The following is a 25,263-nucleotide window of genomic DNA, read 5'->3' on the forward strand; positions in this document are numbered from 1 at the left end:
TTTTAGAATCACCTAACCATTCTACACTAAAATCGCCGACCCTGCTAAGCAAGCAGCAGAATCGGCGATTTTGTAACTATTTGGCGTTAACCATGGTTCGATGCCGGTAGTAGTATGCCAGTATTGCAACAATCAGGACCGCGGCGCCGACAATTACGGAAATTCGGGTATCAGGGTTGATGAACATAAAAACCACAATTACGATCAACATGATAAAAGCAAAATAGTTAGAGAATGGGTAGAACGGCAGTTTGAAAGGGTGATCGTCCATCAAGTTCGGGTTGTTATGACGAAAACGCAGCTCCGCCAATAGGATCACGAACCACGGGATCATCCCCGGTAGAACGGAGGAACTAAATACGACCACGAACATATCAGCAGTCGACTTGCTGTAGTTTGAGGCAATCATATCAATAATGAAACCGATCAAAATCCCACCGGAGATTCCGAGGATCGCCGTATCCGGTACCACCCGTTTGGAGAGCCGACCGAAAAATCTGGGGGCATCCCCCTCGTGGGCCAGTTTAAAAAGCATCCGGCTGGAACTGTAGATTCCGGAGTTGGCCCCCGACAATGCTGCCGTCAGAACCACGAAGTTGATGATTGAGGCCGCCGCTGTAATCCCAACCTTAGCAAAGGTGGAAACGAACGGTGAACCAACACTTGATAATTGGTTCCACGGGTAAATCGTCACGATCACGAAGATGGCGCCAACATAAAAAATCAGGATTCTGAAGAGCACCGACTTGACTGACTTGACGATCGCCCGCTGAGGGTTGGCCACCTCACCAGCAGAAATACCCAGCAACTCGATTCCCTCATAGGAACCAACAATGATTGACATTGAGAAGAAAAATCCGCTAACCCCACCGGTGAAAAAGCCACCGTGTGCCCAAAGGTTGCTAAAACCGGTTGGGTGTCCTCCATTACCAAAGCCAAAGAAGATCACCATGAAGCCTAACAGGATCATGAAGATGATCGTGATGACCTTGATCATCGCAAACCAGAATTCCAGGGATCCGTAGGCTTTCGCACTCGCTAGATTAGCCAGGACCAGAAAGATAATAATCACGATCCCGGCAATCCAGGTATGCATATGCGGCCACCAATACTTGAGATACTCTGTGGCCGCCACCACCTCGGACATGCCGACAACAATATACTCAAAGACGTTGGCCCACTTGGCTAGATAGCCGGCTAGGGGATGAACATACTCAGTTGCGTAGTCGGCAAATGATCCGGTTCCCGGGTTGATGTATATCATCTCTCCCAGGGCCCGCATCACGATGTAGAGGATCAATCCCACTAAGGCATACGCCAACAGAACAGATGGCCCGGTCCACTTGATTGTTGAGGTGGACCCCATAAACAGGCCGACCCCAATCGCCCCACCGAGGGAAATCATCTCCATCTGCCCCGCTGTCATCGATCGGCGAAGCTTCGGTGCACTATCTTTCATGTTTTATCAAATCCCTTTCCTAACCTAATTCTAGGAAAGTATATTATAATTTCGTATTAAATTCCAGATTTTTTCTCATTATTTTATAATAAAATAGTGAGTCAATTGACTCACCACATTAACTTACTTGATATTGAGACTATTCTTAACCAGCATCTTAACGTCCCGATCAGTAGAGCAGTTATTAATGGCATCAGTCACCACCCGCCGACATTCCCGGGTGTCGAGCTTACCCATCATGCTCCGTGTCCGCAATACTGTCGAGGCTGACATCGAATAAATATCCAGTCCCAGTCCCATCAATAATGGAAGGGCCCACTTATCACCGGCCATCTCACCACACATTGCCACCGTGATCTTATGATCATGGGCGGCATCAATCACGTGCTTGACTAGACTCAGGAAGGCCGGATTAAGCGGTTGATAAAGATAGGATACCGCGTCGCTCCCCCGGTCGGCAGCAAAGCTATACTGGATCAGATCATTGGTCCCAATGCTGAAGAAGTCAACCTCCTTGGCCAGGTTATCGGCATTAACAGCGGCTAAGGGAACCTCAATCATGATTCCCAACCGGATATCATCGCCAATTCCCGGCTGACCAGCTTGCAGTTCGGCCTTGCAATCGTTGAAAATCTGCTTGGCCTGACGCAGCTCCTGCACCGTCGCAATCATCGGAAACATAATTGAAAGCGGCCCATACTGCGACGCCCTGATCAGCGCCCGCAACTGGGGCTTGAAAATCTCGGGATGGTTTAAGCACAGCCGGATCGCCCGGTAGCCAAGGAAGGGATTCATCTCCCGGGGAAGAGGCAGGAACGGCAATGGCTTGTCCCCACCGATGTCAAGAGTCCGGACAACGACTCGTTTCCCCTGCATATTAACAATCACCCGCCGGTAGGCTTCGAATTGTTCGTCCTCAGTTGGCAAGTGGTCACTGTTCATGTAGAGAAATTCAGATCGGAAGAGTCCGATCCCCTCAGCCCCCTGCTTGATCACATCGTTGACGTCGTCAGGAGTTCCAATATTAGCGGTAATCGCAAAGCGCTGGCCGTCCTTGGAAATCGACGGTGCATCGACCAGCCGAGCCCACTCGGCGGTACGTTCATCAAAACCAGCTGCTTTGCGTCGATAGGCATCAACCTGGGCATCAGTCGGGTCCACCACGACTCTCCCGCTCAACCCATCAACAACCATCAACTGACCGTTCTGGACGTTAGCGGTAATATTATTGGTCCCAACCACTGCCGGAATGCGGAGGGTTCGCGACATGATAGCTGCGTGACTGGTTCGGCCACCCCGGTTGGTCACAATTCCCTTGATCAGTCTGGGATCCATCTGGGAGGTATCAGACGGGGTCAATTCATCGGCCACGATGACCACCGGATGAGTGATGGCAGTTAGGCTTGGCAGTTTCTTTCCCAAAAGGTGACTAAGGGTCCGCTTGGCGATATCCCGAACATCGGTCGCACGTTCCTGCATATACTGGTTATCTTTCATTGCCGCCAGCATGTTGGCAAAGTTTCCGGTTACCTTGCTAACTGCTTCCTCAGCATTGACTTGAAGAGTATCAATCTCACTTTTAATTTGGCCTAGCATCTCAGGATCAGAGAGAATCGTAATATGAGCATCGAAGACATCTAGTTCCTTGTCACTCAACCGTTGCCGTGCATTTTCTTTGATCTGGCGCAGGTCGGCAATCGAGGCGGCAAAGGCCTCCTTGACCCGCTGGTACTCCTGATCGGTGTCAGCCACCCGCCGTCTCTTAAACGACAGGTCCGGCATTGTCAGCAGGTAAACTGGGGCAATCCCCACCCCGTCACTAGCCGCAATTCCCTGAATGTCTTTTGGCATACTATTTCCTCCTCTAAAACTTATACCGGGTATCTTACCTACTAGCATTATAACCTATTTTGAAATACACAAAAGGGCCCGTCCCTCACGTAGAGGAACAGGCCCTTTGACGTTAACTTAATCAGTAAATTAACGGTTTTCGATGTCTTGACGAGCTTGTTCACTCAAGTTGTAGAATGAGTGAATGCCCTTGTATTGAGCAACATCGCCAAGTTGGTCTTCAATCCGCATCAGTTGGTTGTACTTAGCAAGACGGTCAGTCCGGCTCATAGAACCAGTCTTGATTTGGCCGGCGTTTGTAGCAACAACCAGGTCAGCGATCGTCGTGTCTTCAGTTTCACCAGAACGGTGGGAAACGATGGCCGTGTAGCCGGCTTCCTTAGCCATTTCGATAGCTTCAACAGTTTCAGTCAAAGTACCAATTTGGTTAAGCTTGATCAGGATGGAGTTAGCGGCACCCATCCGGATACCCTTCTTCAGGTAGTCAGTGTTGGTTACGAAGAAGTCGTCACCAACCAGTTGTACCTTCTTGCCTAACTTCTTAGTGATGGTTACCCAGTCATCCCAGTTGTTTTCATCAATTGGGTCTTCAACAGATACAACAGGGTACTTTTCAATGATCCCAGCAAGGTAGTCAATGAATTCTTCAGTGGAGAATTCTTCACCAGTTGACCAACGAAGCTTGTACTTCTTGTCTTCGTCATTCCAAAGTTCGGAAGCAGCCACGTCAAAGGCAATGGCAATATCCTTACCTGGCTTGTAGCCGGCATCCTTGATAGCCTTGATCAGGTATTCAAATGGTTCTTCGTTGTTAGCAAAGTCAGGAGCAAATCCACCTTCGTCACCAACAGAGGTTACCTTACCAGCAGCTTCCAATTCCTTCTTCAGGGCGTGGAAAGTTTCTGAACCCCAACGAATAGCTTCACGAACAGTTGGTGCGCCAACTGGCACGATCATGAATTCTTGAAAGTCAACCTTGTTATCAGAGTGAGCACCACCGTTGATAACGTTCATCATTGGTGTTGGCAGAACGTGAGCGTTGAAACCGCCAAGGTAGTTGTAAAGCGGAACCTGCAGTTCATCAGCAGCAGCCCGTGCGGCAGCCAGTGAAACGGCCAGGATGGCGTTAGCGCCAAGCTTACCCTTGTTAGGAGTACCGTCCAGCTTGATCATTGCCTTATCGATGGCAATTTGGTCAGTAACTTCCATACCAACGATTTCCTTAGCAATGATGTTGTTAACGTTTGAAACAGCCTTCAGAACGCCCTTGCCGCCGAAACGGTTCTTGTCGCCGTCACGCAATTCAACGGCTTCGTGTTCACCAGTTGAAGCACCTGAAGGAACAATTCCACGGCCAACACCGCCAGCTTCAGTGTAAACTTCAGCTTCAACGGTTGGGTTACCACGTGAATCAAGAACTTCACGTGCATAAATATCTGTAATAAGTGACATTTGATGAATCTCTCCTCTGTCTTGTATTTTGGATACATTCCACAAGTAATATTGTATTATCTTGCACAACTAAAAACAAGCTTTTCGCGACTAATGATTGACGATTTGTAAAAAGGTGACTGGATCCAGGCTGGCAATCCCAACCAGGGCACCATCAATATCCGGCTGAGCCATTAGCGCCCCAACATTCTTGGTTGTGACACTGCCACCATAAAGAATTCGAATTGCGTCGGCAACCGCCTGACCATACATATCAGAGATGGTCTGACGAATCAGGTAGCAACCCTCCTCAGCCTGGTCAGGATCAGCACTCTGACCGGTCCCAATTGCCCAATTAGGCTCATAAGCAATTGTGACCTTGGCCACCTCATCCTCGCTTAGGTCCTTGACGTCAGCCAGGATTCGATTAACCACCCAGTGAATTTTCTGGTCGTAAGCAATCCGCCGTCCCATCGTGTCGTCACAGCAGACGATCGGACAGATGTCATTGGCCAGAGCAGCCTTGACCTTCTTATTGATCAGCTCGTCGGTTTCATGAAAATAGTTGCGCCGTTCGGAGTGACCAAGAATGACGTGGTGAATTCCCGCAGCATAGAGGGCCTTGGGACTCGTCTCACCAGTGAAGGCCCCACTATCCTTGTAATAGCAGTTCTCCGCCATCACCTTCAGGGGAGAACCAGCCGCAGCCTTGACCATTGGTACCAGGGCCAGAGTCGGCGCCGCTAGTGCCGTCTCCTGCTGACTGGCCGGCGGCAGTTGATCCTTGACCTGATTGACAAAGGCCACCGCCTCGTCAACCGTCTTGTTCATCTTCCAGTTACCCGCAATCATTGGGACCCGCATCGTTCATCGCTCCTTTGAAAAAAGCGGAACCGCACCCGGTGCTGGTTCCGCTCGTTAAAGATTAGGTTACTTTTCAGAAATTGCAGCAATTCCTGGTAATACCTTTCCTTCAAGGTAGGTCAGGGAAGCCCCACCACCAGTGGAGATGTGGGTAAGCTTACCAGCAACGCCTAATTGCTTAACGGCAGCAGTTGAGTCCCCACCACCAACAATCGTAGTTGCGTCGGCTAAGGTACCAAGGAACTTACCAACTTCAAGGGTTCCCTTGGCGAAGTTAGGCTTTTCAAAGACACCCATTGGGCCATTCCAAACAACCGTCTTAGCGTCCTTGAGAACATCCTCGAATTCCTTAACAGACTTTGGACCAATATCCAAGGCCATCCAGCCATCATCAATGTCGCCTTCTACAACCTTGGTGTTGGCATCATTATCGAACTTGTCAGCAACCACGTTATCGATTGGCAAAACAATCTTGTCGCCGGCCTTGTCAAGAATTTGCTTAGCAACATCGATCTTGTCCTTCTCAACTAAGGAGTCACCAGTCTTGATGCCTTTGGCAGCGTAGAAGGTGTAGGCCATCCCACCACCGATGATGATCTTATCAGCCTTATCGAGCAGGTGGTCAATAACTCCGATCTTGTCGGAAACCTTAGCACCACCCAAGATGGCAACAAATGGACGTTCTGGGTTATCAACAGCATCACCCAAGAACTTGATTTCCTTTTGCATCAGGTAACCAGCAGCGGCTTTGCCTGGCATGTTAGTAGCGATACCAACGTTTGAAGCATGCTTCCGGTGAGCAGTACCGAAAGCATCGTTAACGAAGACGTCACCAAGTGAAGCCCAGTACTTACCCAATTCAGGGTCATTACCGGATTCACGCTTGACGTATTCGCCATCCTTAACATCTTCATAACGAGTATTTTGAACCAGCAGAACATCACCGTTATTCATGTTAGCGATGGCATCTTCAAGCTGCTTGCCTTCCGTTACCGGGACAAAGGTAACCGGCTTGTTCAACAGGTTAGAAAGCCGTTCAGCAACTGGACGCAGGGACAGACCAGGCTTGTCTTCTTCCTTCTTGATCCGACCAAGGTGTGAGAACAGGATTGCCCGGCCGCCATGTTCGATAACGTACTTGATGGTTGGCAGTGCGGCAACGATCCGGTTGTCATCACCAACGACCCCATCCTTAATCGGAACATTGAAGTCAACCCGCATTAAGACCTTCTTGCCTTCTAATGGCAGGTCTTCAACAGTTAATTTAGCCATAAACTATGTTTCCTCCTTCTCTATTAAGAAAAGGTGGTTGGAGTCTCCTCCTCCCACCTTTCATTAAAGCTTATTTAAGCAATCAGATTAAAGTTCTGCAAAGTGAAGCAGAGTCCGAATCATGTTGCAAGTAAAGCCGTTTTCGTTGTCGTACCAAGCAACAGTCTTAACTAATTGAGTACCGTCTTCGGCTTCCATGATTTCAGTTTGTGATGGATCAAATACTGAACCAAAGGTAGAACCGATGATATCACTTGAAACGATTGGGTCTTCAGTGTAACCATAAGCTGGGTTGTTTTCAGCAGCCTTCTTCATGGCATCGTTAACTTCGTCGACAGAAACCTTCTTGTTCAAGAGGGTAACCAATTCAGTCAATGAACCAGTAGGAACGGCAACACGTTGTGCGTGACCAGAAAGCTTACCGTTCAGTTCTGGGATAACCAAACCGATGGCCTTGGCAGCACCACTTGAGTGAGGAATAGTGTTAACAGCTGCAGCACGGTTGTTACGGAACTTCTTGCCACGTGGTTGGTCAAGAACAGCTTGACTACCAGTGTAGGCGTGAACAGTCGTCATCGTACCAACCTTAACGCCGAAGTTCTTGTTAAGCCAGTATGCCATTGGGGCAAGGCAACTAGTCGTGCATGAACCAGCTGAAACGATCTTGTCGTCAGCCTTCAGAGTGTCCAAGTTAACACCTGGAACAACCGTTGGGATGTTACCAGCAGGTGCAGAAATCAGAACACGCTTTGCGCCAGCGTCCAAGTGAGCTTGGGACTTTTCTGCAGAAGTGTAGAAACCAGTACATTCAAGAACAAAGTCAACACCGTCGTTCTTTACCCAAGGAATGTTGCGTGCGTCACGTTCTGCGTATACAGGGTATTCCTTACCGTCAACGACAATGCCCTTGTCAGTTGATGAAACTTCGCCATCAAAACGACCTTGGGTTGAGTCGTACTTCAGCAGGTAAGCCAACATTTCTGGTGAGGTCAAGTCGTTGATAGCAACAACTTCGATGTCATCAGTGTTGAGTTCGTGAATACGACGGAATGCCAAACGACCAATACGGCCGAAACCATTAATACCAATCTTTACAGTCATACTGCAATTTCCTCCTTTAGGAAAAACATAATTAGCGTACATGCTTAGTTTATCACATTCCGATTTTAGAACAAAGATTTTATACTTATTCTAAAATATGTAAACCAATGCAGTAAGGCCTAAGCAATATACAAACCTTACGTACTTTATAATACCCATCTTGTGGAGAATTGTCTATTCAATCGCAATAGAAATTTCTATTTTTGTTGTGAAAACGTTATCTTGATTAAAAATCTCAAATAATAGTTGCATTCAAATACAGAATAGGATATTATAATAAACGTTGATTGATACAACATAACAGTTTGCGCCCTTAGTGTAATGGATCGCACGTGAGATTCCGGTTCTCGAGATCCGGGTTCGACTCCCGGGGGGCGCATTTTTTATTGGCTGGCATATGCCGGCCTTTTGTATTTTAAAACAAAATACCGTAGATCTTAGAGTTAAGACTCGCCCCACGATCTACGGCAGCATTTTCTATTTTTAGTTTTCAGCTGAGTGAGCAGTCTTTTCCGCCCGACGTTCTGCAATATAGATATAAACTAATAGTAGAAACGCCAAGGTTACTGCCGTGTACAAAACAACGTTACTGGCAAGCCAGCCATATTTTGCAACCAAGATACCAATTAAAGCTGTGGCTAAGGTTTCACCAAAAATATACTGAAAGAATCCCATGAATCCAGTCGACGAGCCTACAGCGAACTTAGGCACGGCTTCATTCACCATCAAACCAACAAGGGTTAGCGGTGCATAAATCAACGTCCCCATAATAAATAGAACACTGACGATCAAAGCATGATTGTTACTAAAGAAGTAAGTTGTCAAACAGATGAATAAGCCAATCACACATAGAATGCAAACGAGTGCCCGCCGTCCCTTTAACGCATCTGAGATTGCTCCCATAATAATCACGCCAGGAACTGCTGCCAATTCAAAAATACCGACCAACCATTTTGCAAAGTTAGTTGTGAAGCCTTTTGACTCGACCAAGTAGCTTGGAATCCAGCTCATCACACCATACCGTACCAGATATAAAGACATCGAGGTCAGCGTAATCGCCCATACAATCCTATTTGTCAAAATATATTTCATAAAAATCTGCGGCAGTGTCAGAGTAGTTTCTTCAGCATCGGATTCGGTCCCGTTCTCTAGGACGACCTCATCCCCAGTATACTCAGAAATGCTAGGCAGCCCAACGCTAACTGGCCGATCGGCACCCACCAGTAAAACAAATCCAGCGATCAGCAACGAAACAACGGATGCCGTGTAAAACACCGCCGGAATCGAACCGGAAAACATAAAGGCAGCTAATTGAACGACTGCAACACAGACAAATGCACCGGCATTATGTGCTGAAGACCAGATTGAATAAATTGCACCACGGTGTTTCTTCCCCCACCATAATTGAACTGCACGTTGGCAGGCCGCTGCACCCATTCCTTGTGCAATCGACATAACCAGCATCAAAGTCATCATAACGTATAGGTTTCGGGTCGCCCCTAAGCCAAAGTTAAGCAATGCTGAAATAATTAATCCAGTTGCAAGATAACGATTAGTATTACTCTTATCACTTAGGGCACCCATGAATAATTTTGAAATTCCATAGCCGATCCCAAAGCAGGACAAAACCAGTCCAATATCCGCTGTGGTGAAGCCATATTGCTTCATAATTTCATTTTGTTCGGTAGTAAAAATCAAACGAATAATATAGTAGCCAATATATCCGATACAGATTGCTAACAATACACCAAATTGGTGCAACCGATATGAACTTGCTATTTTATCAGCCGGAACTTTCTCCTTAGCTGCGGGAGCTGGTTTTAAAAACGTAAACATAATTTGTCGCCTCTTTTTCAATGTTTTCTGGAAAAGTTGACTCATTTTATCACGAATATATCAGCATTAGTCCGCTTTAGTAATGTTCCGTTATTTTTAACGCAGCGCCCAGCATTCCTTAGCAATTATTCATAAAACACTTAACATATTTTATCTGTCGACTGTGTTTTAAAAATAAAAAAGCTATGCCATTAACAGCATAGCTCGAAATTTATATTACTTTTCGTCAGCTGGCTTTTCCTTAGCCCACTTACGAATAGCTTCAATCTTCTTTTCTTTTAATGCTCGCTTGTACTTAGGAGCAACTGGACGACGGCCTTGTACGCCGTATGGGTGTGCTTTACGCATGTGACTATGCCTCCTTTTATATCAAACGTAAATTAATTAACGTTCCAATTATACCGGGCCCCGTTTTAAAAAGCAACCCTTGACGGTATTTCTGCCACTTATTTCTAGGCCCTCGTGAAATAGGTAATTTTCTTTTTCTATTTTTACTACTCATTGATAAACGTTACCAATCCTGTAGCCCTATATCTTCAGCCATTCAGACTATACCAATTCAATAAAACCCTTTCAAAATATTATTATCTAGGCACTTGCAAACTATACCAATCTGGTGTAGTATTCAGACTGTAACAAGGAGCTACTTAATAAAAAGAATTAAACTAATAAAAATTAACTAATACCATCTGGAGGTAAATATCATGGAAGACACTAGTAAATTAAACGTATTCAAGACTGCTGCTGATTGGAAGGAACTCGACCAGCAAAGTGCAGCCACTGAATTAGACATGGTTTCTGAGAGTATCAACGAAAAGTAATCACCAAAATTCCCTTGACTAAGGACGGGCCTAGGCATTGCTGGGTCCGTTTTTTATTATATCAGGGGTAAAACATTTGACCTTTTTTGACCAATCGGTTATAGTATTAATATCCATTAGCAATAAATACTAATGAGTGCTAATTAACTAAGGAGGCCACAACATGAACTTAGTTCCAACTGTCATTGAGCAATCATCTCGTGGTGAACGTGCTTATGATATCTACTCACGGCTTCTGAAAGATCGGATCATTATGCTGTCCGGTCCAATTGAAGACGATATGGCAAACTCAATTGTTGCGCAACTATTGTTCCTAGATGCGCAAGATTCAACGAAAGATATTTACCTATACATTAACTCACCTGGTGGTGTCGTTACGTCCGGGATGGCGATCTACGACACAATGAACTTCATCAAGGCGGACGTTCAGACGATCGTCATCGGAATGGCGGCTTCCATGGCCAGTGTCTTGGTATCTTCTGGTGCCAAGGGCAAGCGTTATGGGCTGCCCCACTCTCAAGTTCTGATTCACCAACCATCTGGTGGTGCCCAGGGTCAGCAAACAGAAATTGAAATTGCCGCTACCGAAATCTTGAAGACACGGAAGATGCTGAATGGCATCCTTGCCAAGAACTCCGGTCAACCGATTGAGAAGATTCAAGAGGATACGGAACGTGACCACTACTTCACTGCTCAGGAAGCAGTGGACTACGGCTTACTCGATGGCGTCATGGAAAACAACTCCAAGCTGAAGTAATTCGGCTTAACTAACATCGTGCGGCAATCCGCACGATGTTTTTTTATACTAACGTGGCTGGTGAGAAACCTTTATTTTCTCACCAGCCACGTTTAGTTCTCCAAATATTAAAAGCAGTTACGAAAAATAAGCGCGCCCTTAGCGTCTAGCACAACAAAACAAGTCTATTGACTACGAACGAAAGCAGACAATCTCCGTCCTATGCTAGCCGTACAGGGCGCCGAGAAGCTTATTTTCCAGTCTAGTTCTTCTATTCCATTTTCGACATCCGCAACTCATCCGCATAGGCATTAAGCTTACGTAAGCGGTGGTTGACTCCTGATTTGGAGATTGGCCCGCCAGGTACCAGCTCCCCAAGCTCCTTAAGGCTGACTTCCTGATGGGCCAGTCGAGTCTCGGCAATCTCGCGAAGCTTATCAGGAAGGGTCTTAATCCCAACCCGGGCATCGATCAGCTTAATATTCTCGATCTGCCGGGTTGAGGCGTTAGCGATCTTATTCATGTTGGCATTCTCACAGTTGACCAACCGATTGACCGAATTACGCATGTCCCGGACAATCCGAACATTTTCAAACTGGAGCATCGAGTTGGTAGCCCCGATCAACGACATGAAATTAGCTATCTTTTCAGCCTCCTTCAGGTAGACAATAAATCCACTCCGCCGCGCCGTCGTCTGGGCGTTAAGGCCAAACTTGTTCATCATCTGGGCAATCATTTCATTGTGCTCCTCGTACAGAGAGTAGATTTCCAGGTGATAACGCGAGGTTTCCGGATTGTTGACCGATCCACCAGCCAGAAAGGCCCCCCGCAGGTATGACCGAACCATCCACTCGTCGTCAAGCAGTTCCAAAGGCACTCGCTCCTTGATCTGCAAATTCTGCAGAATACCGAGATCGTCGAGGACATGCTGGGCCGCATAACGCAGGCGGACAATGTACTGGTTGTTCTTCTTGAGCTTCATCTTGCGCCGCACTACGATCTCGCTCTCCACGTGATAGAACTCTTTAAGCAGCGAATAAATCCGCCGGGCGATCGCCGGGTTCTCTGTCTGGATGTTTAAGACGAGCTGGTGGTTGGCTAAGGCGATGCTGCCGTTCATTCGGATTAGGGCCATCAGCTCAGCCTGGGCGTTCTTCTGGTGGACCTTAATGGCTGTTAGTTCCTTCTTTACTTCACTCGCGTACGACACAAAATTACCTCCTAGTCATGGACCTGGTGCAAGCGGTTGATCAGCTCAGCCACCACCAAGTCGCGGTCGTGAAAGGCCCCATTATCTTTGAGGCGCAGGAAGTTAGAACTGATCACCCGGCAGCCTTGGTCACGCAGGCCTTGGAAGTCATGGCCGACCGGCTGGGAGATCTCATTCCATTCCTGAAAGTCAATGTAGTTCTTAGGTACCGGCCGGATATTAACCAAGACCGTATCGATAAAGTTTCTGCCGAGGTGCCGGTTAAGAACCCGAACGTGGTCAGCGTCGGTAAAGTGGTCGGTCTCCCCCTTCTGCGTCATGATATTACAGATGTAAATGACCTCCGCCTTGCTATTGCAGACCGCCTGACCGACCTCGTCAATCATCAGATTAGGCAGGATACTGGTAAACAAGCTCCCTGGCCCCAAAACAATCTGATCAGCCTCATTGATAGCCTGGATAACCTCAGGGACCGGCTTTGCCTGGTGTCCATCACCATCGTTGGACGGGGTGACCCAGACCCGTTTTATTTGTTTATGGGCTGCGGTAATCTCGGACTCGCCCCGCATGGTCGTTCCATCGGTAAACTCAGCATGCAGCGTCAGCGGTTCGTTGGCAACCGGGTAGATGTGACCACGAATCCTCATCATCTCGGACAACTCCTGGACAGCTGTGAAGATCCCGCCCTTCATCTCCGACAAGGCCGAAATGATCAGGTTGCCGATAGCATGCCCGGCGAAGAACTGGTCACGGCTATTGAAACGGTACTGGAAGACATCCAGCTCCAGCGGCGGCAACTCGGATAGCGCCACTAGACCATTACGAATATCACCAGGTGGTACCACGTTGATGTAGTTACGCAAGATGCCGGATGAACCACCATCGTCAGCAACTGTGACTACCGCGGTAATGTCAACGTCCTTGTCACGCAGGCCACGCAGGATAACGGGAAGCCCGGTTCCACCGCCAATCACCACAACCTTTGGCTTATGAAACATAAACGCCGTCCTCCTTCCTATTGGGCCTTATCAACGTCACGGTGGTAAAGATTGACCCGATAGTTACTATTCCGAAGGTCATCAGCCAGGCGGTTAGCAATGGTAACCGACCGATGCTGGCCCCCCGTGCAACCAATGGCGATTGTCAGGCTGCTCTTCCCTTCGTGAATATAGCCAGGCAGCGCCCCCTTAATTAGGGCAGACAGGTGCTGATAAAATTTCTGAGCATCTGCACTCTTCATAACATACTCCTGGACCGCCCGATCATTTCCGGTCTGGTGCTTCAGTTCTGGAATATAGAACGGATTTGGCAGAAAACGAACATCCATGACGATATCGGCATCCAGCGGAAGACCATACTTGAAACCAAAGGACATCACCTCAACATAGAAGTTGCTACCCTCACCATGACCAAAGAACTTGTTAATCCGCAACTTCAGGTTTCGTGGAGTCAGGTTGGTGGTATCAATGATCACGTCCGCACGACTCTTCAATTCCGTTAACAGCTTCCGCTCCAATTCAACCCCGTCCAGGAGCCGACCTTGGGGTGCCAGTGGATGGGCCCGCCGTGTCTCCTTATAGCGAGAAACCAGGGTAACATTGTCAGCATCCAAAAACAGCAGCCGCACCGCTAAATCATCACGCTGCCGGAGCTTCTCCAGGCTCGGTAGAACCTTGCTGTGAAAACCGCGTGAACGCAGGTCCATCACCATGGCAACCTTATCGAACTCCCCGGAATTTTTAATCACGTCTACAAACTTTTCTGCCAGACTCGGTAGCATATTATCAATCACAAAGTAGCCGAGGTCTTCGAAACTATGGACCGCTACCGTCTTTCCGGCACCACTCATTCCCGTGATGATTACTACCTGCATCTTTTCAGCCATTTATTTTTCCTCTCTTCTTTCAGGACTACCCATGTATTGTACCATACCGAGCCGGGCGTGTCTTAGAATTGCCCCGCTAGGCCCGAAGATTATCATGATGAAGATTGTCCCAAGTAACTGCGTCGACGTATGGATGGATTTTAGTCAGGGTCAGATTTTCATCACCAAAACATTTGATCCCGTGAGCCTGGAGAAGGGCTGCAGTAACCCCCGCCCCCGAAATCTTATGTCCGGCAAAACGACCATCATAGATCCGTTTGGTTCCGCAGGCTGGACTCTTCTGCTTAAGGAAGGCCACCTTCACACCGTGTTCCTGGGCAATTTTCAAAACCATCCTTGCCCCTTGCAGGTACTCCTCCGTCACGTCTCGGCCATGGCAGTTCCTCACCGCAGCCTGCCCCGCCAATACATCAGCTCCGGTGCCACCCTGAATCTCGGCTGGCACTCGAGGCGTCGCAAAACCACCCATGATCTCCGGGCAAACCGTGATCGCCTGACCCATCGCCACCAGCTTCACTGCTAGGTCATTTTGGGCATTGCCACCATCGTAGCGAACGTTGAAGCCCGCCAGACAGGCACTGATTAGAATCATTGCACTCATCTCCTTAATCTAAAGGATACACCAAAAGGAGCTCCGCGTCGGCGAAGCTCCTTTTAATACTACTTCTTCTTGTGTTGCTTGGCTGCATGAGCCGCCATCAACTCTCGGTCGCGGTCCAGCATCTGCTTGAGGTACTTCCCAGTGTAGCTGCCCTTAACCTGGGCAACTTCCTCCGGTGTCCCGGTAGCCACGATCTGGCCACCGCCCTCGCCGCCTTCTGGACCAAGGTCGATCAGCCAATCCGCGGACTTGACCACATCGAGTTCATGCTCAATCACCAGGACGGTGTTGCCAGCATCAACCAGTCGTTGTAAAACACCGAGCAGCCGCTTGATATCGTCCATATGAAGCCCAGTCGTCGGCTCATCTAGAATATAGAAGCTCTTGCCGTGGGACTGGCGGTGCAGTTCCGCAGCCAGCTTCATTCGCTGAGCCTCCCCACCAGACAGGGTAGTGGCCGGTTGACCAAGATGAACATATCCCAAGCCAACGTCCTCGATTGTCTGAAGCTTGCGTCTGATCTTTGGAATGGCACTGAAGAAGTCCAGGGCCTCAGAGACCGTCATGTTCAGTACTTCAGCAATGTTCTTCCCCTTATACTCCACTTCCAAGGTTTCAGAATTATAACGAGTCCCATGACAGACCTCACAAGGAACGTAGACGTCGGGAAGGAAGTTCATTTCGATCTTAATGATCCCATCCCCGTGACAGGCCTCGCAGCGACCACCCTTGACATTGAAGCTGAACCGGCCCTTGGTGTAGCCACGCACCTTGGCCTGGTTAGTCTGAGCGAAGAGCTCGCGAATGTCGTCAAAAACCCCAGTGTAGGTGGCCGGATTGCTCCGCGGCGTCCGACCAATTGGGGATTGGTCAATATTGATGACCTTCTCGATATTCTTGATTCCCGAAATTGACTTGTACTTACCAGGTTTGGCGGAGTTATTATTCAACTTCTGGGCCAGGACCCGCTTTAAAATCAAGTTGACCAGGGTCGACTTGCCAGAGCCGGAAACCCCGGTAACACAGATAAATTTGCCGAGCGGGAAGTCGACGTCGATGTCCTTGAGGTTATTAGCCGCGGCACCCTTTAAGATGATGTGTTTACCGTTGCCAGTCCGGCGCTCGGTCGGCACCTCAATCATCTTCTTGCCGGACAAGTATTGACCGGTCAACGACTTGCGAGACCGCATGATCTGTTTTGGTGTCCCAGCGGCCATCACCTGACCACCATTCTCACCGGCACCGGGGCCGATATCGATGATGTAGTCAGCCGCCCGCATCGTATCTTCGTCATGTTCGACCACAATCAGGGTGTTGCCGAGGTCACGCATCGCCTTAAGGGAAGAGATCAGCCGGTCGTTGTCCCGCTGATGCAACCCAATCGATGGTTCGTCTAAGACGTACATCACGCCGGATAGGTTGGAACCAATCTGAGTAGCCAGTCGAATCCGCTGGGCCTCTCCACCAGACAGGGTCCGCGCTGACCGACTGAGGGTCAGGTAGTCAACCCCAACATTCTGCATGAAAGTCAAGCGGTCCAGGATCTCCTTTAAAATCGGCTTGGCAATCTGCTCGTTCTGTTCGGACAACTTAACCCCCTTGAAGAAGGTAATCGCCTGGCTGATCGGCAGGTCGGAAACTTCACCGATATTCTGTCCGTCAATCTTCACCGCCAGGGCCCGTTCGTTAAGCCGGTAACCATGACAAGCTGGGCACGGCAGCTCAGTCATGTACTTACGCATCTGTTCGCGGGTAAAATCAGAATTGGTCTCCTTATAACGGCGTTTGACATTGTTAATGACCCCCTCAAATGGCACGTCGACATCGCGAATGCCGCCGAAATCATTCTCATAGTGGAAGTGGAAGGTCTGGTCACCGTTACCATAGAGTACCATCTTCTGCTGCTTTTTTGACAGCTTATTAAATGGGGTATCCATGTCGATGCCAACCGCCGTGCAGAACTGCTCCAACAGCTGCGGGTAGTACTGGGAGGAAATCGGGTTCCACGGCACCATTGCCCCCTCACGCAGGGTCTTAGTCCGATCGGGCACAACCAGGTCAACGTCCACTTCAAGCTTGGAGCCTAAACCCTCACAGACCGGGCAGGCACCAATCGGGGCGTTGAAGGAGAAGAGCCGGGGTTCCAGCTCCCCCACCGTGAATCCGCAAATTGGGCAGGCATACTTCTCGGAAAACGGGATCGGGTCGCCACCGATGATGTCAGCGATTGCGTAACCATCGCTCAAGCGAAGGGCCGCCTCAAAGGAATCAAAGAGCCGGGAACGAATGCCGTCCTTGACAATGATCCGGTCAATCACCACGTTGACTGTGTGCTTCTTATTCTTATCAAGTGCCGGTACTTCATCTAAGTCGTAAGTCTCTCCATCAACTTGGACCCGAACGAAGCCCTCGCGTTTGATCTTATCAAAGACTTTCTTCTGGGTTCCCTTCTTGTCACGGACGATCGGGGATAAGACCTGGAGACGGGTCCGTTCAGGCAGCTTAAGGACTCGATCCACCATCTGGTCCGGCGACTGGCTAGTGATCGGGATGTGGTCGTTCGGGCAGATCGGCGTCCCAGCCCGGGCCCAGAGGAGACGAAGAAAATCGTTAATCTCGGTAACCGTCCCAACCGTTGACCGCGGGTTGTGCGAGGTCGTCTTCTGGTCAATCGAGATAGCTGGAGAGAGCCCGTCGATTGAGTCAACGTCTGGCTTATCCATCTGGCCCAAAAACTGTCGAGCATAGGCAGACAAACTCTCTACGTAGCGTCGCTGACCCTCCGCATACAGGGTATCAAAGGCCAAGGAACTCTTCCCCGATCCCGACAAACCGGTGATTACCACCAGTTTATTCTTGGGAATTGTCACGTCAATATTCTTCAGGTTATGGGCACGGGCCCCATGAATCACGATCTTATCGGTTGCCATTACATATCCCCCTCATTGCTTAGTCTTTTTCTTTCCCGTCATCTGAGCCTTCAGTTCCATGACAGTGTCACGCAACGTGGCAGCCTGCTCAAAGTCCAGTCGTTTGGCTGCAGACTGCATCTGCTCCGTCAGCTCGGCCACCATCTTCTCTTGGTCGGCCTTCTTCAGCTTGGCAAAGTCCTTCGTGGTAAACTCGGTGCTGTCCGCAGTCTCACCGTCGTCTTCACTCGGCTTCGTTGCTGAAATTGCATCTTGAATCGGTTTAATAATCGTCTTCGGCGTAATGTGGTGCTCCTCGTTATATTTCATTTGAATTGCCCGCCGCCGCTTCGTCTCATCGATCGCCTTCTGCATCGATTCAGTTACCGTATCAGCATACATGATGACCGCCCCGTGTTCGTTCCGGGCAGCCCGGCCAATCGTCTGGATCAGTGATCGCTCATTACGTAAGAAGCCTTCCTTATCTGCATCGAGGATGGCGACCAGAGATACCTCGGGAACATCGAGCCCCTCCCGAAGCAGGTTGATCCCGACAAGGACGTCAAACTTACCCAACCGTAGATCCCGAATGATCTGGGTCCGCTCCAGAGTCTTAATATCACTGTGGAGATACTTGACCTTCAGGCCGAGATCTTTCAGGTAGTCGGTCAGATCCTCTGACATCTTCTTGGTCAGGGTAGTAACAAAGACTCGTTCATGGCGTTCAATCCGCTTATTGATTTCGCCAACCAGGTCATCAATCTGGCCCATTACTGGCCGAACCTCAATCGTTGGGTCCAGCAGACCAGTTGGTCGAATGATCTGCTGAACCACGTGATCGGTCTGTTTTTCCTCATAGGGACCCGGGGTTGCTGACATGTAGACAACTTGGTTGACATGCTGCTCAAACTCCGCCAGTTTCAGCGGCCGATTATCCAGAGCGCTTGGCAAACGGAAGCCATAGTCGATCAGCATCTGCTTACGGGCCCGGTCTCCGTTGTACATCCCCCGCACCTGAGGCATCGTCTGGTGGGATTCATCGACTACCAGCAGGAAGTCCTTAGGAAAGAAGTCAAGCAGGGTGTACGGCGGCTCACCGGGTTTGCGCCGGTCCATGTAGCGGGAATAGTTCTCAATCCCGTTGACATAGCCAACCTCCCGCATCATCTCAATATCGTAGCTGGTCCGCTGTTGAATCCGCTCGGCTTCCAGAAGCTTTCCCTGATCAGTAAACTTTTTGACCTGCTTCTTCATGTCATTTTCAATCTCCGGTAGGGCCAAGTCCATAATATCCTCATTGGTCATGAAGTGGGTTGCCGGAAAGATCGAGACCTCCTCGCGATCGCCCTTGACCTCGCCAGTCAAAGCGTCAACCTCCCGGATCCGGTCAATCTCATCACCGAAGAACTCAATCCGCAAGGCCGTTTCCCCGTGGGATGCCGGAAAGATCTCTACCACGTCACCGTGAACCCGGAAACGACCACGCTGGAAGTCAATGTCGTTGCGGTCGTACTGAATCTTAACCAGGTCATTCAAGACAGTATCACGCTCGATCTCCTGACCAACGTGCAGGGAAAGAACACTATTTTGGTATTCATTAGGATTACCAAGGCCGAAGATGCTGGAGACTGAGGCGACCACGATCACATCATTACGCTCCAACAGGGCCGTGGTGGCCGCGTTGCGCAGCTTATCGATTTCATCATTGATTGAGGCATCCTTCTCAATGTAGGTATCGCTGGACGGCACGTAGGCTTCCGGTTGGTAGTAGTCGTAGTAGGAGACAAAGTATTCTACCGCATTGTTGGGAAAAAACTTCTTCATCTCACCATAGAGCTGTCCCGCCAGGGTTTTATTGTGTGAGAGGATCAGGGTAGGCTTGTTCACGTTGGCAATCACGTTGGAAATTGTGAACGTCTTCCCAGTTCCCGTCGCTCCCAGGAGGATCTGGGCCTTTTCTCCCCTCTCGATCCCCTTTGTCAATTCGGCGATTGCCTCGGGTTGGTCCCCAGTTGGCTGATAATCCGAAACAAGGTCAAATTTCTTATCTGGCTGTCGATAAATCACTAATGCGTACCTCCCTAATTAGCCGTTTACGTAGAAAAAGAGAAAGGTCACCCTTTCCCTTTATTTAACTATTAATCAGTTTATCACCCAAACGTTTATTCGTCTATCGATATGGATTTGTACATAGTCGGCAGCTTTTCCGCTCATTAAAGCTATCTAATCAACTGTCTATGCTCAAGCAGCTTAAAACAACACCATTTATTATTTATAAACTATTTTTGAAAAAGTTTCTCCGTCTGAAGAAAATTCTCCCAGACCGCTCGGACATTTTCAAATGAATACCTAGCAGCCGCCTGCTGAGCATGAGCGGAGTATTCACGCAAAAGCTCACGATTACTTAAAAGATGATCCAATGTCACATACAAGGCATGGGTATCGCCAGATGGCAGCAACCGTCCACTCTTTCCATCCACAATGATTTCCGATGGGCCATAATTGATATCGTAACTAACGGCTGGACAAGCATGTCCCTGGGCCTCCAGCAATGCCATCGCAAAACCCTCGTAAGAACTCGTCAGAACTTCAACATCAGCAGTCTCATAAATTGTCGTTAGATCATGATGAAACCCGCTGAAGTGAATGTAATCACCAGCACCCTTTTCACGAACAATTCGTTTAAGATGCGTCGAAGTTGCATAATTATTCCAACTATCATCGAAACCGTAAATCTTAAGGTCAATGTTGGGATGTTTGCGCCGTAGTAAGATAACCGTATTAATCAAATGATCAAGACGTTTAACACTGGTTAGCCTAGCAACCGCAATCAGCTGACCTGGTTTACGCTGATCAAATGGAATGGGCTTAGCTAATAGGTTCCGATCTATGTAGGTTACTGGTATTCCATAACTAGCTGCAGTTTGAAAACGCCGACCAACATCCTGAGCTTCCTGAGCAGTTGCAGAGATCAAACCGGTAAGATACTTCTTCTCTAGCATTTCGGGAATCTTCTTATAGATTGGAAATAGTTTTCCCTGCGGCTGACCATCTAGAGTGAAAGCAGAATGAAGGACCTGATATCGTGGAACCAGGTACTTCATCCAGCGAAATGCCTCAAAGGTGTAATCAGAACGATCACTAATGAAAAAGGACTGGGGATCATCCCTTACAAGTTGGTCAAGAAAGTAGGCTCGTAATTGTTCTTCAGTATCGAAAGTATGAATAGCTCCCTGATCACACAAACGAATCATCGTCAAAATTGGTTTATTCTGGTCACCGCCCCGGTAATAAAACAGCAGTTTAGGGCAACCTTGACCATCATAGTACTGACGCGTGACAATTCGACCCTTATCCTCAAAGAATTCGCTGTAGCTCAAGCAACCACAGTCGTAAAAGTCACGATGATCAGAAAAACCATAGCGGTCAAGATAATCAATATAACGAAGCCGATTATTATTATAAATAATCTGTACTCGTTTTTTCCCATTACAATAGGCCGCATGCTCTTCATTTTGCACCGTATATCCAGATTGATTCAGTACCTGTTCGGCTATTCTACCATCGACACGCCCACTAAAGACATGATAAGGCAGCTTCTGAAAGTATTGAAATAGGTTAATGACCCGCCCACCAACACCGAGCTTCTTCTCTACCTCCCGATGGTCAAAATTATAGCAAAGGGTTACAATCATTGCCGGCTGATGCAGACTATCAAAGATTCTCAGCCGCTTTACCTGAGCCAACTCAATCGCAGAAGTTAGCATATCCTGCCGACTAGTAATAAAATAATTCATTTTTTCGATTCCTTTCTGATGATATTAAAGAAATCCTGCTTATTAATTGTTTCCGATCATTGCTGATATGACATCACCCGTTTACATACTTTCGTCACCATACAGTAAGATTTTTGAGCAATTTAAGTTGAGGACAACTAAAATACCGATTGCCCATATTCGAGCAACCGGCATTTTTACCATCCAAAATTAGTCTTTTTGATAGATAACTTTCGTGTTCAGACCGGCATCGTCAGGGGTAATAGTAGTAACTTTAGCCGAATAGCCTACCAGCTTAGGAACCGACTGATTAGCCAATGGCACCGTCGGATCCGTTGGGTCATTCTGGTAAATTGGTTGGCTGGCACCCGCAATTTCTTGACCATTTTCGTCGATCGGAATAATCTTGCCCAGCCGGTGATAAATAACAGTATGATTAAGTTCAAACGGTACGGCTACGGGGCCCTTGAGACGATGATCAATCGTGTAATAGCCTTTAATTAATGGAGCCTTAACATCTTGATAATTCTTGATGTCCCGACTGCCATCACTCTGCCAAATAGAGCTCTGAACATTGTCTTCAGCCACCTTTTCTCCGTCTTGGTTCAGAAAGTGAACAGTGTAATGGTAAACCTCCTGGGAACCCTTATCATTGACCGGCTTCTGACTGGATGTCGACGTTGATACTACGGATTTACTCGCCGTAGTTGCCTCATAAAGCACTTTAGTGTCCTTCAAAGGATCTAGCGGCATTAAGCTCCGTAGATTATTTGTATAGCCAGTTACCTGCGGCAAGGACTGAACAGCCACCTTACTAGCATTATCCGGATCGTTTCGGTACTGGACGGAAGCTACATTTGGCACCGACTGACCATTTACCATGATCGGTACGATTTTGCCCAACGGCTGATATACAACCATACTATTGATATTTTGCTGGACAACAGGCTGACTAGGCAAAACCGATTTATCGGCCAGGTATCCCTTAACCACTGGAACAGAAACTGGCTCATACTGTTCTTGGGTCGGTTTCCATTCATCGTTCTTTCGACTAATCACTGCACCAGTAACCTCATCAATAATAACCGGACATCGCCAAACCGATTGCTGAGTTACAGCTGGGTGCAATTCATTTCCCTGTTCATCAACGAAACTAATCGTTAACGTATAGGATTTTGATGAATCAGGAAGCTGGCTATTACCCTGAATTTCATCAGCCATTACCAATTTTTGCTTATGCTTAAGCAAGATTGCAAAGACCTGATTCATCTGATCATTCTCTGAGTATCGTGCCCCTTGGGGAAAACCATTATAAGCCAGGGTATATCCCTGCTTCTCCAATGTTGCTAATCTTTCATTAGGTTGATACTCAATCGGTTGGCCGCTTTGTCCAGATGCTTGATCCTGGGCCAGGACCTTTCCTGTCTCCTTATCAATATAACTGAAAAATACCAACTGCTGTTCTTTTGTATCCTGTGCTTGATTATCCACCAAAGCTCCCCCTAACTATGGCCAAACCTTATAGGCCTATAAATTATTCAATGGTTATATTTTAATTATAGTACAAGTCAAATGTAATTTAAATTACCATGTAATATACAAATAATGGCATTAGATGCAAGGTATTCACATCTAATGCCATTAGTTATTAATTTTATAATTTTATTCCTCAGCAAACGCCTGCAGAGCTTTTTCAAAGTCGGCTAACTTAGCATTGGCCTTGTCGAGGGAGTCCGCACTCGTTCCGATGTAGAACTTCAGCTTTGGTTCCGTTCCGGATGGCCGGATCGCAATCCAGGTTTCATCATCCAGCACGTAGCGCAGCACGTTGGATTCTGGAATTCCCAACTCGCTGATCTTGCCATCAGCCGTCGTCTTTGTCCCCTTGGCGAAGTCCTCGCTAATCATTACCTTGTGACCGGCGAAGTCCTGTGGAGCCTCCTCACGGAATTTCTTCATCAGGCCCTGAATCTTGGCTGGGCCGTCAACCCCAGCGTAGGTATTAGCAATCGTCTTCTCACGGAAGTAACCGTACTTCTTGAAGAGTTCCTGTAAACCATCGTACAGCGTCATCTTCCGGCTCCGGTAGTAAGCAGCAACTTCGGCCAACAGGGTCAGGGATTGAATAGCGTCCTTGTCCCGGACGAACGGTTTAACCAGGTAACCGTAGCTCTCTTCAAAACCAAACATGAAGGTGTGATCAGCCTGACCAGTCTCGTACTGGTGAATCTGGTCAGCAATCCACTTGAAGCCAGTCAGAACGTTGATCATTGATACCCCATAACTCTCGGCAATCTTAGCCGCAAAGTTGGTAGAAACAATTGACTTAACTGCAGCAGCATTCTTCGGCAGGGTACCAGCCTGCTTGTGAGCTTCAAGAATGTAGTGGAGCATAATGGAGGCGATCTGGTTCCCAGTCAGCAATTGGTATTCGCCGTCTGGTTGACGAACTGCACAACCAAGCCGGTCAGCATCAGGATCGGTAGCAATCAGAACGTCAGCATCAATCTGCTTGCCAAGCTTGATAGACCGCACAAAGGCTTCAGGAAACTCTGGATTTGGGTGTTCCAAACCAGGGAAGTCACCATTTGGCTGGGCCTCGGTTGGCTCAATCGTGAAGTTGGTGAAACCGGCTTGGCGTAGGGCCCGTTCCCCCAGCATCCGACCGGTTCCACAGAGAGGCGTAAAGACGAACTTCATATCCTTACCGTATTCCTTAGCCAGTTCGGGGTTGACCGTAACCTCCTTGGCATGTTGCAGGTAAGCATGGTCAACGTCCTCGCCCATAACCGTTTCAAGTCCGTTATTGAGCATTTCCTGCTCGTCAGCCAGCTTAATATCAAAGATATCGGTGATCTTACGGATGTAACCGGTCATCATGTCTGATTCCTTCGGTGGCATCTGACCGCCATCTTCACCATAAATCTTGTAACCATTGTATTCCTTCGGGTTATGGCTGGCCGTGATCATGATCCCAGCGTAAGTATGGTTGTCACGAACGGCAAAGGACAATTCAGGTGTTGGCCGCACGTTATCATAAATGTAAACTTTGATACCATGGGCACCCAAGACCCGGGCAGAATCGTGGGCAAATTGGTAGGAGTGGTGACGAGAATCGTAACCAATCGCAACCCCACGCTTCTTAACGTCATCACCGAGGGAATCCATCAAGGTTGCTAACCCTTCGGTGGCCTGGCGAACGGTATAGATGTTCATCCGGTTAATTCCTGGCCCCATCAGGCCACGCATTCCCGCCGTTCCGAATGACAAAGGACCGTAGAAGGCGTCCTCTATTTCTTTGTCATCATTCATGGCATCCAGCTCTTGCTTCAATTGCGGATTGAGATCCGTCCGCTCTTTCCAAACTTGATAGGTATCTTTCCAGCTCACAGTGAAGTCTCCTTTACTATTTTCTCTGCTGTCTAGTATACCGCAGATTAGTTTTGAAGGGGACGTTTACTAATTGTTTTACTAAAGTTTCACTCGATGTTGGTTAGCGTAATTCCCTGCG

General features: G+C 48.1%; 18 protein-coding genes and 1 tRNA gene. 2 read left to right on the forward strand and 17 right to left on the reverse strand.

The features are described 5' to 3' along the window. Nucleotides 1-76 precede the first annotated feature (76 nt). From CK797_RS03350 to gap, 6 genes are all read right to left on the reverse strand, one after another. The gene (locus CK797_RS03350) at nucleotides 77-1,459 is read right to left on the reverse strand and encodes an amino acid permease (protein WP_104688394.1); all 1,383 of its coding nucleotides are present in this window, start codon (nucleotides 1,457-1,459) and stop codon (nucleotides 77-79) included. Nucleotides 1,460-1,582: 123 nt separating this feature from the next. Next, complete coding sequence (gene ptsP / locus CK797_RS03355) at nucleotides 1,583-3,310, reverse strand: phosphoenolpyruvate--protein phosphotransferase (RefSeq protein WP_104688395.1); 1,728 nt, start codon at nucleotides 3,308-3,310, stop codon at nucleotides 1,583-1,585. A gap of 129 nt (nucleotides 3,311-3,439) precedes the next feature. Beyond that, nucleotides 3,440-4,762: a phosphopyruvate hydratase gene (gene eno, locus CK797_RS03360; RefSeq protein ID WP_104688396.1), complete on the reverse strand. Its 1,323-nt coding sequence runs from the start codon at nucleotides 4,760-4,762 to the stop codon at nucleotides 3,440-3,442. Between the two features lie 90 nt (nucleotides 4,763-4,852). Then, on the reverse strand, nucleotides 4,853-5,605 hold the full coding sequence (gene tpiA / locus CK797_RS03365) for a triose-phosphate isomerase (protein WP_104688397.1): 753 nt from the start codon (nucleotides 5,603-5,605) through the stop codon (nucleotides 4,853-4,855). A gap of 66 nt (nucleotides 5,606-5,671) precedes the next feature. Continuing rightward, nucleotides 5,672-6,877, reverse strand: a complete 1,206-nt coding sequence (locus tag CK797_RS03370) for a phosphoglycerate kinase (RefSeq protein WP_104688398.1) — start codon at nucleotides 6,875-6,877, stop codon at nucleotides 5,672-5,674. Between the two features lie 87 nt (nucleotides 6,878-6,964). Beyond that, nucleotides 6,965-7,978, reverse strand: a complete 1,014-nt coding sequence (gap, locus tag CK797_RS03375) for a type I glyceraldehyde-3-phosphate dehydrogenase (protein WP_104688399.1) — start codon at nucleotides 7,976-7,978, stop codon at nucleotides 6,965-6,967. 307 nt (nucleotides 7,979-8,285) lie between these two features. On the opposite strand from gap, the gene CK797_RS03380 reads away from it, so the two are divergent. Then, nucleotides 8,286-8,357 (forward strand) — tRNA-Arg (locus CK797_RS03380). A 104-nt stretch (nucleotides 8,358-8,461) separates the two neighbouring features. Here the strand turns inward: CK797_RS03380 and CK797_RS03385 are convergent. Both CK797_RS03385 and CK797_RS09205 read right to left on the reverse strand, forming a co-directional pair. Next, on the reverse strand, nucleotides 8,462-9,814 hold the full coding sequence (locus CK797_RS03385) for an MFS transporter (RefSeq protein ID WP_104688400.1): 1,353 nt from the start codon (nucleotides 9,812-9,814) through the stop codon (nucleotides 8,462-8,464). Between the two features lie 216 nt (nucleotides 9,815-10,030). Continuing rightward, entirely contained in the window at nucleotides 10,031-10,162 is a 132-nt protein-coding gene (locus CK797_RS09205) for a hypothetical protein (RefSeq protein WP_263851300.1), read from the reverse strand. A 636-nt stretch (nucleotides 10,163-10,798) separates the two neighbouring features. Between CK797_RS09205 and clpP the strand changes: the two genes are divergently transcribed. Further along, nucleotides 10,799-11,392 carry an ATP-dependent Clp endopeptidase proteolytic subunit ClpP gene (clpP, locus tag CK797_RS03390; protein ID WP_057806919.1) on the forward strand — a complete coding sequence of 198 codons (594 nt, stop codon included), beginning with the start codon at nucleotides 10,799-10,801 and terminating at the stop codon, nucleotides 11,390-11,392. A 250-nt stretch (nucleotides 11,393-11,642) separates the two neighbouring features. On the opposite strand, the gene whiA is transcribed toward clpP, so the two are convergent. The 9 genes from whiA to CK797_RS03435 all read right to left on the reverse strand — a co-directional run bounded on the left by whiA (nucleotide 11,643) and on the right by CK797_RS03435 (nucleotide 25,142). After that, on the reverse strand, nucleotides 11,643-12,581 hold the full coding sequence (gene whiA, locus CK797_RS03395; protein ID WP_104688401.1) for a DNA-binding protein WhiA: 939 nt from the start codon (nucleotides 12,579-12,581) through the stop codon (nucleotides 11,643-11,645). A gap of 11 nt (nucleotides 12,582-12,592) precedes the next feature. Continuing rightward, nucleotides 12,593-13,579, reverse strand: coding sequence for a gluconeogenesis factor YvcK family protein (locus CK797_RS03400; RefSeq protein ID WP_104688402.1), 987 nt, complete (start codon nucleotides 13,577-13,579; stop codon nucleotides 12,593-12,595). A gap of 17 nt (nucleotides 13,580-13,596) precedes the next feature. Continuing rightward, nucleotides 13,597-14,466: an RNase adapter RapZ gene (gene rapZ, locus CK797_RS03405; RefSeq protein WP_104688403.1), complete on the reverse strand. Its 870-nt coding sequence runs from the start codon at nucleotides 14,464-14,466 to the stop codon at nucleotides 13,597-13,599. Between the two features lie 76 nt (nucleotides 14,467-14,542). Next, nucleotides 14,543-15,058 (reverse strand): DUF523 domain-containing protein, encoded by a 516-nt coding sequence (locus CK797_RS03410; RefSeq protein ID WP_104688404.1) that lies wholly within the window; start codon nucleotides 15,056-15,058, stop codon nucleotides 14,543-14,545. A gap of 68 nt (nucleotides 15,059-15,126) precedes the next feature. Continuing rightward, nucleotides 15,127-17,997, reverse strand: a complete 2,871-nt coding sequence (gene uvrA / locus CK797_RS03415) for an excinuclease ABC subunit UvrA (protein ID WP_104688405.1) — start codon at nucleotides 17,995-17,997, stop codon at nucleotides 15,127-15,129. Nucleotides 17,998-18,009: 12 nt separating this feature from the next. Beyond that, a complete protein-coding gene (gene uvrB / locus CK797_RS03420) occupies nucleotides 18,010-20,043 on the reverse strand; it encodes an excinuclease ABC subunit UvrB (protein WP_104688406.1) in 2,034 nt (677 codons plus the stop codon). 212 nt (nucleotides 20,044-20,255) lie between these two features. Continuing rightward, nucleotides 20,256-21,773: a glycosyltransferase gene (locus CK797_RS03425; protein ID WP_104688407.1), complete on the reverse strand. Its 1,518-nt coding sequence runs from the start codon at nucleotides 21,771-21,773 to the stop codon at nucleotides 20,256-20,258. A gap of 189 nt (nucleotides 21,774-21,962) precedes the next feature. Beyond that, nucleotides 21,963-23,243 (reverse strand): mucin-binding protein, encoded by a 1,281-nt coding sequence (locus tag CK797_RS03430; protein ID WP_104688408.1) that lies wholly within the window; start codon nucleotides 23,241-23,243, stop codon nucleotides 21,963-21,965. Nucleotides 23,244-23,414: 171 nt separating this feature from the next. Further along, nucleotides 23,415-25,142 (reverse strand): phospho-sugar mutase, encoded by a 1,728-nt coding sequence (locus CK797_RS03435; protein WP_104688409.1) that lies wholly within the window; start codon nucleotides 25,140-25,142, stop codon nucleotides 23,415-23,417. Nucleotides 25,143-25,263: the final 121 nt, after the last annotated feature.

This window comes from Limosilactobacillus pontis, assembly GCF_002940945.1.
GTDB classification, from domain to species: Bacteria; Bacillota; Bacilli; order Lactobacillales; family Lactobacillaceae; genus Limosilactobacillus; species Limosilactobacillus pontis_A.

Coding starts and splice junctions, on each gene's coding strand:
- CK797_RS03385 (WP_104688400.1), bottom strand. CDS start 9,814: ATGTTTACGTTTTTAAAACCAGCTCCCGCAGCTAAGGAGAAAGTTCCG.
- tpiA (WP_104688397.1), bottom strand. CDS start 5,605: ATGCGGGTCCCAATGATTGCGGGTAACTGGAAGATGAACAAGACGGTT.
- CK797_RS03350 (WP_104688394.1), bottom strand. CDS start 1,459: ATGAAAGATAGTGCACCGAAGCTTCGCCGATCGATGACAGCGGGGCAG.
- CK797_RS03425 (WP_104688407.1), bottom strand. CDS start 21,773: ATGAATTATTTTATTACTAGTCGGCAGGATATGCTAACTTCTGCGATT.
- gap (WP_104688399.1), bottom strand. CDS start 7,978: ATGACTGTAAAGATTGGTATTAATGGTTTCGGCCGTATTGGTCGTTTG.
- CK797_RS09205 (WP_263851300.1), bottom strand. CDS start 10,162: ATGCGTAAAGCACACCCATACGGCGTACAAGGCCGTCGTCCAGTTGCT.
- uvrA (WP_104688405.1), bottom strand. CDS start 17,997: ATGGCAACCGATAAGATCGTGATTCATGGGGCCCGTGCCCATAACCTG.
- eno (WP_104688396.1), bottom strand. CDS start 4,762: ATGTCACTTATTACAGATATTTATGCACGTGAAGTTCTTGATTCACGT.
- ptsP (WP_104688395.1), bottom strand. CDS start 3,310: ATGCCAAAAGACATTCAGGGAATTGCGGCTAGTGACGGGGTGGGGATT.
- CK797_RS03410 (WP_104688404.1), bottom strand. CDS start 15,058: ATGATTCTAATCAGTGCCTGTCTGGCGGGCTTCAACGTTCGCTACGAT.
- CK797_RS03400 (WP_104688402.1), bottom strand. CDS start 13,579: ATGTTTCATAAGCCAAAGGTTGTGGTGATTGGCGGTGGAACCGGGCTT.
- CK797_RS03370 (WP_104688398.1), bottom strand. CDS start 6,877: ATGGCTAAATTAACTGTTGAAGACCTGCCATTAGAAGGCAAGAAGGTC.
- rapZ (WP_104688403.1), bottom strand. CDS start 14,466: ATGGCTGAAAAGATGCAGGTAGTAATCATCACGGGAATGAGTGGTGCC.
- clpP (WP_057806919.1), top strand. CDS start 10,799: ATGAACTTAGTTCCAACTGTCATTGAGCAATCATCTCGTGGTGAACGT.